Source organism: Paenibacillus zanthoxyli JH29 (genome assembly GCF_000520715.1).
Classification (GTDB): Bacteria; Bacillota; Bacilli; order Paenibacillales; family Paenibacillaceae; genus Paenibacillus_AQ; species Paenibacillus_AQ zanthoxyli.
Genome location: NZ_ASSD01000112.1, coordinates 1 through 8,344 on the forward strand (window position 1 = coordinate 1; position 8,344 = coordinate 8,344).

General features: G+C 51.5%; 10 protein-coding genes. 9 read left to right on the forward strand and 1 reads right to left on the reverse strand.

All coding sequences use genetic code 11. From position 1 onward, the window contains the following. The coding region (locus L691_RS0104530) for a PIG-L deacetylase family protein (protein ID WP_025689050.1) at positions 1-478 on the reverse strand (478 nt) is incomplete at its 3' end. Positions 479-570: 92 nt separating this feature from the next. On the opposite strand from L691_RS0104530, the gene L691_RS0104535 reads away from it, so the two are divergent. The 9 genes from L691_RS0104535 to L691_RS0104575 all read left to right on the forward strand — a co-directional run. Continuing rightward, positions 571-819 carry an acyl carrier protein gene (locus L691_RS0104535; RefSeq protein ID WP_025689051.1) on the forward strand — a complete coding sequence of 83 codons (249 nt, stop codon included), beginning with the start codon at positions 571-573 and terminating at the stop codon, positions 817-819. Next, complete coding sequence (locus L691_RS0104540; RefSeq protein WP_025689052.1) at positions 812-2,137, forward strand: hypothetical protein; 1,326 nt, start codon at positions 812-814, stop codon at positions 2,135-2,137. Before L691_RS0104535 ends, L691_RS0104540 begins: the two co-directional genes overlap by 8 nt. A gap of 40 nt (positions 2,138-2,177) precedes the next feature. Next, a complete protein-coding gene (locus L691_RS0104545) occupies positions 2,178-3,242 on the forward strand; it encodes a hypothetical protein (RefSeq protein ID WP_025689054.1) in 1,065 nt (354 codons plus the stop codon). Further along, a complete protein-coding gene (locus L691_RS0104550) occupies positions 3,211-4,380 on the forward strand; it encodes a radical SAM protein (protein ID WP_025689056.1) in 1,170 nt (389 codons plus the stop codon). The genes L691_RS0104545 and L691_RS0104550 overlap by 32 nt, the downstream gene beginning before the upstream one ends. A 102-nt stretch (positions 4,381-4,482) precedes the next feature. Further along, positions 4,483-5,400 (forward strand): ABC transporter ATP-binding protein, encoded by a 918-nt coding sequence (locus tag L691_RS0104555; RefSeq protein ID WP_084653821.1) that lies wholly within the window; start codon positions 4,483-4,485, stop codon positions 5,398-5,400. After that, positions 5,397-6,206 carry an ABC transporter permease gene (locus L691_RS0104560; protein ID WP_025689058.1) on the forward strand — a complete coding sequence of 270 codons (810 nt, stop codon included), beginning with the start codon at positions 5,397-5,399 and terminating at the stop codon, positions 6,204-6,206. The genes L691_RS0104555 and L691_RS0104560 overlap by 4 nt, the downstream gene beginning before the upstream one ends. 3 nt (positions 6,207-6,209) lie before the next feature. Beyond that, on the forward strand, positions 6,210-7,022 hold the full coding sequence (locus tag L691_RS0104565; RefSeq protein WP_025689060.1) for an ABC transporter permease: 813 nt from the start codon (positions 6,210-6,212) through the stop codon (positions 7,020-7,022). Between the two features lie 20 nt (positions 7,023-7,042). After that, on the forward strand, positions 7,043-8,017 hold the full coding sequence (locus L691_RS30505) for a methyltransferase domain-containing protein (RefSeq protein ID WP_025689062.1): 975 nt from the start codon (positions 7,043-7,045) through the stop codon (positions 8,015-8,017). A 13-nt stretch (positions 8,018-8,030) separates the two neighbouring features. Beyond that, positions 8,031-8,344 (forward strand): Trm112 family protein (locus L691_RS0104575; RefSeq protein ID WP_025689063.1); only part of this gene is annotated, 314 nt, incomplete at its 3' end.

An 8,344-nucleotide genomic window follows, 5' to 3' on the forward strand; every position in this document is an offset into this window, starting at 1 on the left:
GCTCGGCGGACTTCCGGACGAGGCAGTGATCGATATGCCTTCCGATACCAAGCGGTACGTAGACACCCGCGTAATTTTCAAATTGAATTTGCGAAGACAATACGGAGACGATCTCTTCCATCACCTCATGTTCAGACCCCCATTCCGTATCGAACAGCTCATGCAGCTTGCTGTAGACAGGGCTGCCGTCTTTATTTTTACGATAAATGCATTCCAGCAGGTTGAGATGCAGGACGCTGGCGCCGAGCGCCTTCGCAGCACGAATATCCTCTTGCCGCCGGACGTCCATCGTATCCAGCCCCAGCCCGAATTTTTTGTGAAGAATTCTGGCAAGCATGGACAAATCCGTTCCCATACCCGTAAAGACGGTGGCAATCGTAACCCGGTAATGATTATGTATCAGCGCATCGATGTAATCGCCGCAGGACAGGATCGCATCGTCCAAATGGGCGGAAATAAACAAAACATGTTGTGACATAAGGCACCCCCTTTGCATTCTGATAACAATTATATACTATTCTAGCTTTATATGTTATTTATATCATCCTAATTTAGAAAGGAAGAGGAGAAATGTTTGAGAGTATTAAAGAAATTATTATCAAAGTCAAAGAGGATGAAAGCTTGCGAAGCACTCTTACACCAGAGAGCGATTTGATTAACGAGGTCGGCCTGGATTCGCTGCAAATGATCAATTTCATTCTGGAGATCGAAGACCGGTTTGGAGTGGAAATTGTGTACGAGGATTTAGATTACAGCAGTCTGCTGTCTATTGAACGCTTCATGGATTTCCTGAACGGAATGGAGAAGAAGATTGGCTAGAGAGCTCGTTGCCGGAATCTTTGACGCGGAGTCCCACTGGAGAGATGAGAATCTGGCGCGCTTGCCCGCTATTCGCGATAAAGAAAGAGAGCGGATCGTTCTGGCGATGGATGAGCTTATGTTTCCGTTCTGCGGCAGCGGCGATACGCTTTTAACCCGGTTTGCCATGGAGGATGCGTATAAGGCATATCTGGCAAGCATCGGTTTCTCCTTCAGGCATTTGGTCTGGAAGGGAGAGGAAGCTTCGGCTAATCTCTTTCAATCCATAGCAGTAGAACCGGAACATGATGAGCGGTACAGGGCATTTGACGCATTATCCCCTTTCTCCGTCGTGCCGTATACCCATGAGGTTATCGCCAAATACGGCTACGCCTCCGAGGTGCCGGGACTCGAAACGGTGAAACGGGTCAATTCCAAAATATACTCTACCCGGTTAACCGGGGATCTGCTTGGCGAGAGCTTCGGACATCCGGTGTACTCGGCGGAAGAGCTGTCGGTGCTTGGGCATAGCCTTCTGGCGGAGCATGGATCGGTTCTTATTAAAGATCCGTACGGCGTTTCCGGAAAAGGCAATATGCTGCTTCAATCGAAGGCGAGCCTGGAGCGGGTGGCGTCTTATATCCGCAAGCAGGAAGGGGAAGGCAAAACTACCGCTTTCGTAATCGAGCCTTACCTGGATGTGGAGTGCGATTTCTCCTGCCAGTTCGATATTATGAGGGACGGTTCGTTCCAACTGATCGGCATGCAGAAAACACTCAACAGACAGTTTGCCTATTTAGGTTCCGAATCCATGGATGCCGAAGGACAGAGGGCGATCGAAAGAGCGGGCTACTTCGATGTGTTAAGGCAAGCTGCTGATCGCCTGTATAAAGACGGCTACTATGGACCAGTGTGCATCGACTCCATGATGCTGAAAGACGGAACGCTGGTTCCGATTGTCGAGATTAACGCGCGGAAGTCGATGGGATTCATTAATCACCGATTGGATCAAGTGCTTGAGACCCACGGGAAAAAAGGCTTCTTCACCTTCCGGTCGGTCGGCTTCAAGGAACGGTTCGATTATGAATGGTGGCTTGACGAGCTGAAGCGGGATGACATTCTGTATCCGAACCGGCAAGGAAACGGCATTCTGCCGCTGTCTTCCGCCACATTGTTCGCTGGCGCAGCCGAAGCCGGAACCGCTGCTCCCGTAGGCCGCAGCTTGCAAAAGGGCAGGCTCTACATGACCGTTATTGCCGATCATTTGCCGGAGCGGGAACGATATTTGGAGCGAATGAGGCTCGGCTTCGAGTCGAAAGGAGGGAAATGGTATAGCTAGCGAGAGAAGACCAATCACCCTGCTTGGGTCCGGCAACTCGTTGGGCGTTTATGTTCCGATTATGCAGCTCAGCCGCCAATTAAGCGGCAGAGGCGTTCCCTCGGAAGTGTACGTGCTGGAGGATCTCTACCTGGATCACATTAAGCAGAAAGTGCCGGTGTACAAAAAAGCCTTTCATCAAAGCTTCGCCGTAGCCAAAAAAGGGGCCGAGCTGGCCCGCGATATTTCCAGCTGCCTGGATCCCATCAAGCTGCGGCAGCTCTTTGAAATCTGGAGCCGGGAGGGCAGAAGCCGATTGATCACCGCAACCGGCTTCTGGCTCCCGATTATAGAGCAGTATCAACGTTATATCGGGAGCACGCGGCTGGAGGTGGATTGTCTCCATCTGGATGCCGTTCACTCTCCTTCATATCTGGTATATGAGGACATAGGCGTTTCATACAATCATATTTGGTTCTATGACCCGGCCTCCAAAAGCATGTCCTACCGGATCGCTATTTCCGATGAGGCTCCTATACCTCTGCACATGAGGGAAGAACGTTATATTGCGCACGGAGGGGGCTGGGGCATCGGGACTTATCCGTCAGCCGTTCAGGAACTGCTTGAGGCGGGGAAACGCCTTAATGTGCTGGCCTATTACGAAGAAGATATTAAGCCTCATGAGCAAATTCAATATTACATGAATGATCCTGAGTGGAGCCCCTGGGTAAAGGACGAATACGGCCGGATGCAGTTCCCCCCGTTCGCGCGAATTGAGCCAGGCCAGGCGCCGGACTATCGGAATCAGCATCCTTATCCGCCGCTGTTCGATGTCATTCGGCACTCCGCCGCGATCATCAGCAAGCCCGGAGGTTATTCCTTGATGGAGTCCTTGGCTGCGGCGACGCCTTTCGTTTTTCTGGAGCCGTTCGGCAGGCATGAAGCGGCTAATGCCGACTACTGGATTAAGCAGGGCTTCGGAATCAGGTATGAGGATTGGAAGGCCCAGCATTATTCCATGGATACGCTCATTTCCATGCATGAGAATCTGATACGAGCACGAAATCAATTAATTGATTATGGAGGGATTCTTGATGCAGCCCAAAACAACCCGGAAATTCGATGAGCAGGTGTTCAACGATCTGAAGCGAACGATTATGAACATGTCGCGGGCAAGCCGCTTGCGAAGAGCGGACAGCCGATATGCGATGCAGGTCCCGGAAGATATCGGGATCAAGCTGAACAATGGCTGCAATTTGCGCTGCAAGCATTGCTATGAATGGAATGAAGACGGCTTCCACCGGGAGATGACCAAGGAGGATCAGAAGAAGGAAATTGATATCGCGCTTGTAGAGAAGGTGCTGGCATTTACCCGGGAGAAGAAATCGAAGGTGTACCTGTGGGGCGGCGAGCCGCTCTATTACAGCCAATTTTCGCAGCTGGCCGAGTTGCTCGAACAGGACCAGCGGACCGTTACGGTCTGCACGAACGCGGTGTTGCTGGAGCAGCATCTGGACTCGTTGCTCAAGATGGGCGAAGGGCTGGTCGTTCTGGCCAGCCTGGAAGGATTCGAAGCGGAGAACGATGCGATCAGGGGCAAAGGCACCTACCAAAAGGTCATACAAGCGGTAGAGCTGCTGCTGGAGCTTCAAAGAAAGGGCATTTTCAAAGGCAAGGTCTCGATCAGCCTGACAATGAACGATGCCATGATTCCGAAGCTGTTTTCCTTTATGCAGCATTTTCAGGAGATAGGCGTCGATTCCGTCTATTTCGTCTATCCCTGGTATATTTCCGCCGAGTCCGCAGCGGACATGGATGATTTGTACGCGAAGGAGCTCAGTTGGCTGAACCCGGCCGAGCCCGGAAGCTGCAGCTGGCATTCCTTCACCTACCGCATCTCACCGGAGAACGTAGAGCCGCTGAAGGAGGAGGTTCGCCGTATCTCGGAGCATACGTGGAGCAGCCGCATACGGTTCATGCCTGCACTGGAGCTTGACGAAATCGGTGATTTCGTGAGCGGGGTCCAGATGACCGGGATGAAGCGGAAAGAGTGCCTGGCCATCTCTACCCGGATGGATGTGCTGCCCAGCGGGAACGTGACTCCGTGCAAATTCTTTCCGGAGCTTGCCGTCGGCAACATCAGCGAAGCGTCCGTCAATGAGGTGTGGCACGGGGAGAATTACGGAAAGCACCGTGAGCTGCTGTCCTGCGGGTTGATGCCGGTTTGTTCCCGCTGCGGCCTGCTGTATCATTACGGACGGTAATTCCAACCTATAAGAGCAGGGTGTTGATGCTACTTGGAAGAAGCGATCAAGGTTGAGCAATTAGCCAAGAGCTTTACCTATTATACGAAGGAAGTCGGAGTGATGAACTCCCTCAAAAATCTGATCAACCGCAAAACCTTAACCAAGCAAGCGGTAAAGGACATCACCTTCTCCATCAGCAAGGGTGAAATAGTCGCCTTTCTCGGACCGAACGGTGCGGGCAAAACAACGACGTTAAAGATGCTCTCCGGCATCCTGCATCCGACTGGCGGCAGCCTTTCCGTACTGGGGTTTAAGCCTTATGAGCGAAAGAAGGAATTCAAGAAGCGTTTCGCGATTGTCATGGGCCAGAAAAGCCAGCTGTGGCCGGATCTTCCCGCAGCGGAGTCGATTCTGCTGAATCGGTACATCTATCAGGTCGAGGAGCAGACCTACAAGCGGACGCTGGATGAGCTGGTCGAACTTCTGGATGTGAAGCATGTGCTGAATGTCCAGGTCCGGCGGCTGTCGCTGGGTGAGCGCATGAAGATGGAGCTGATCGCCGCGCTTATCCATAAGCCCGAGCTATTGTTTCTGGATGAGCCTACCATCGGACTCGATGTCGTTACGCAGAAGAGAGTAAGAGAGTTTCTGGCGCACTACAACGAGCATTATAAGACGACGATTATTTTGACGAGCCACTATATGAAGGATGTTGAGGATTTGTGCAAAAGAACCCTGATTATCAACGACGGCCGGCTCGTCTTCGACGGCAGCTTGAATCAGGTGCATGGTACGGTAAATCAAACCAAGATTGTCAAGCTGAAATTCAGCCAATCTGTTGAAGCGTTCAGGCTTGAGCCGTACGGAGCCGTTCGTCAGACGGACGAATTTACGGCAACGCTGGAAATTGCCAAGGAACTGATTAACCCGATTTCAAGAGAGCTGCTGGGCCTGTTCCCGATCGAGGATATTACGATTGAAGAGAGGCCCATTGAGGAAGTGATCGTCTCTCTATATAACAGGACGCAGCCCGTATGAGCATTTATCCGAAGTATATACGCGTCTTTAAGCTGGGTGTCCAGGCTTCGATGGAATATCGTCTTGACTTTGCCCTTTCCCTGATCAGCGCGTTCTTCCCGATTATGATTCAGTACTATATTTGGACGGCCGTCTACGGGCGGTCAGGCTCAGGACAATTTTTCGGCTATACGTACGGAGAAATGATTCTGTATACCATTGTGGCGGCAATTGTAACCAAAATAGTGACAACCAATATGGATCATGTCATCGCATCGGACATCAAGGACGGGGCTCTGAATAAATATCTGGTGCAGCCGGCCAACTACTTCGGGCTGAAGCTGTTTACTATGCTTGGGCAAAAGCTGTTCTTTTTCACGGTCATGCTGGCTGTGTTGTTTCTCGTTATCTTCTATTTTGGCAATCGGTATGCCATCCATATCCCGCTTGAAAATCTGGTGTGCTTCGTGGCGGCGATGGCCTTGTCGCTGATCTTGAACTTTCTCATTTCATACACCATTGCGGCAATCGCCTTCTGGCTGTCCGAAATCTCCTATTTCTTTGAAATGACCGGACTGCTTGTCATCATTTTAAGCGGCGGCGTGTTTCCGATTGAGGTGTTCGGCCAGACAGTGAGCAGCCTTCTAAACTACCTTCCGTTTAAGTACACGATTTATTTTCCGTCCAATGTGATCAACGGGAAGCTGATGTCGAGTGAGATCACGGAAGGGCTATTGATGCAAATCTTTTGGATCGGCTTCATGTTCCTCGTTTCGAAGCTGGTGTGGCGGATCGGCTTTAAAAAGTATCTCGGTTTAGGGGGCTAACGCTTGAAAACGCGGCTCGGCACGCTCAAAACCTATGGCATCATCTATTTACAGTTCATTAAAAACTGCTTCATCGCACAAATGGAATACCGCACGAATTTTATACTCGGTATCGCGGTTGAAATCGCCTATCTGCTATCTAAGCTGCTGTATGTCGTCGTCGTATATAAGAGCGATCTGCATATCGGCGATATACCGCCAGACGGGATTTTGATGTTCGTGGGTACGTATACGATGATGACGGGTCTTTATTCCGGCCTGTTCTTCACCAACTTCGTCCGTATTTCGGATTATGTGAGAACGGGGGAGCTGGATCTGCTCATGGTGAAGCCGATCTCCCTGCAGTTTATGGTCTCGCTCCGTTATATTGATTTGGGGATGCCGATTCCCAATCTCGCCGCAGGCATTACGATGGTTTCCATAGGCTGGAGCGCGCTCGGCATTCCCGTTACCGCGTACCATCTGTTCTTGTTTGTCCTGTATCTTCTGTCCGCTTTGGTCATTACTTACTGCCTGATGATCATTCCGGCCATTCTGTCCTTTTGGTTCGTTAACACCGGGGGTCTCGCGGGCATATTTTATGCGATTTGGGATGCCAATAATATGCCAATGCCGATCTACCCCCGGCTGATTCAGAGAATCGGCGTATACGTGCTGCCCTTTCTGGTGATTACGAATTTTGCTCCGCTTAGCGTCATGGAGAGGCTGGACGGCGGGCTTATGCTGTGGGGCGCGATCGTCCCGATCCTTCTGTTGGTGTGCGTTCGTTTGATTTGGAGAAAGGCGATCAAAAATTATAGCAGCGCAAGCGGCTAAAACGACGAGGAGATGTAAATATGAACACGACTTGGCCATTGTCAGGCATCACCCTGGTATGCACCGAGTGCAAGAACGTTCTGCATGAGGCGGACGGGCATTTGGTCTGCGGGACTTGCGGACTTAGATACGCACAGGAAAATGGAGTAGCGAGCATGTTAATCGACCGCCCCGTTGCGGAGAAGCTTGCGGAGAGCGTGGCGCGGAAGGAAGAGATCATCGGCCTGTTCGATTCGATTAACCGGTCGCTTGAAGAGAAACGGCTGTCCAGATTTTCTACCTTTATCAACTGGGGGTATGCCGCTGACGAGACCGAACCATCGGGCGGGGCTCTGGGGATTAATCAAAGCAGTATCCGTTTGCTCCGCGAAATCATTGGCGGGCTGGATGTTTCAGGAAGGGATATCCTCGAAATCGGCTGCGGACGGGGTGGCAATGTGAACGAGCTCTGCAAAAACTATGGAGCCGGCAGCGTAGTCGGCATTGATCTGACCCCGTCCAATATTTATTTTTGCGAGGGAAACAACCGGTATAAACAAGCTTACTATTGTGTCGGCGACGCAGAGCAGCTGCCTGTTCGTACAGAAAGCTGCGACTATGTGCTGAACGTCGAATCCTCGCATTTGTACCCGCATATCGAGCTTTTTTTTGAAGAGACCTATCGTGTATTAAAGCCCGGCGGGACATTTATGTATGCGGATATTATGAGCGCTTCCGACCTGCCGCGTTATGAAGCGCAGTGGCAAAGACTTGGCTTCCGCACCGCATTTATCCGGGACATTACCGGCAATGTATTGCAATCGGGAGACGAGTCACTGGACAGCCGCCGGCAGGCGCTTGAAGGCTCCTTTGAAGGCGATGAACGGGTTATGGAATGGCTGGAGGCGCCTGGCACGCAAAATCACAAGGATATGGTCACAGGCCAAAGGGTGTTTAAAATCATCCATCTGGTCAAAGATGCTTCCGGTATCGAAGGTGCGGCAAGCCATGGCTAAGGAGGGGGAAGCGGTGAGCAGTGCTTGGCCAATCACTGGCATGAACTGGGCATGTCCGAGGTGCAAGCAAACACTGGAGAAAAAAGAGTCTTCTTTCGGCTGTATGTCATGCGGGGCAAGCTACCCCGTGCAAGGCGGCTCGATTCCACACCTTCTGCCTGAGAGCAGCGCTCAGGAATCGGTGGAGCAAAAGGAGCAGAAGGCGGCGGTTAAAGAAATGTTTACGTCATTTAACCGGGCCTTGGAAGAGAATGGCGTGTCGCGCTTCTCCACATTTATCAATTGGGGGTATGCCGAATCGGGCGATGAGAACGGCGGGGGGGGGGG

Bases quoted from the DNA above. Each gene is read 5' to 3' on its own strand.
- L691_RS0104555 (WP_084653821.1), top strand. From the start codon at position 4,483: ATGAACTCCCTCAAAAATCTGATCAACCGCAAAACCTTAACCAAGCAA.
- L691_RS0104560 (WP_025689058.1), top strand. From the start codon at position 5,397: ATGAGCATTTATCCGAAGTATATACGCGTCTTTAAGCTGGGTGTCCAG.
- L691_RS0104535 (WP_025689051.1), top strand. From the start codon at position 571: ATGTTTGAGAGTATTAAAGAAATTATTATCAAAGTCAAAGAGGATGAA.
- L691_RS0104550 (WP_025689056.1), top strand. From the start codon at position 3,211: ATGCAGCCCAAAACAACCCGGAAATTCGATGAGCAGGTGTTCAACGAT.
- L691_RS30505 (WP_025689062.1), top strand. From the start codon at position 7,043: ATGAACACGACTTGGCCATTGTCAGGCATCACCCTGGTATGCACCGAG.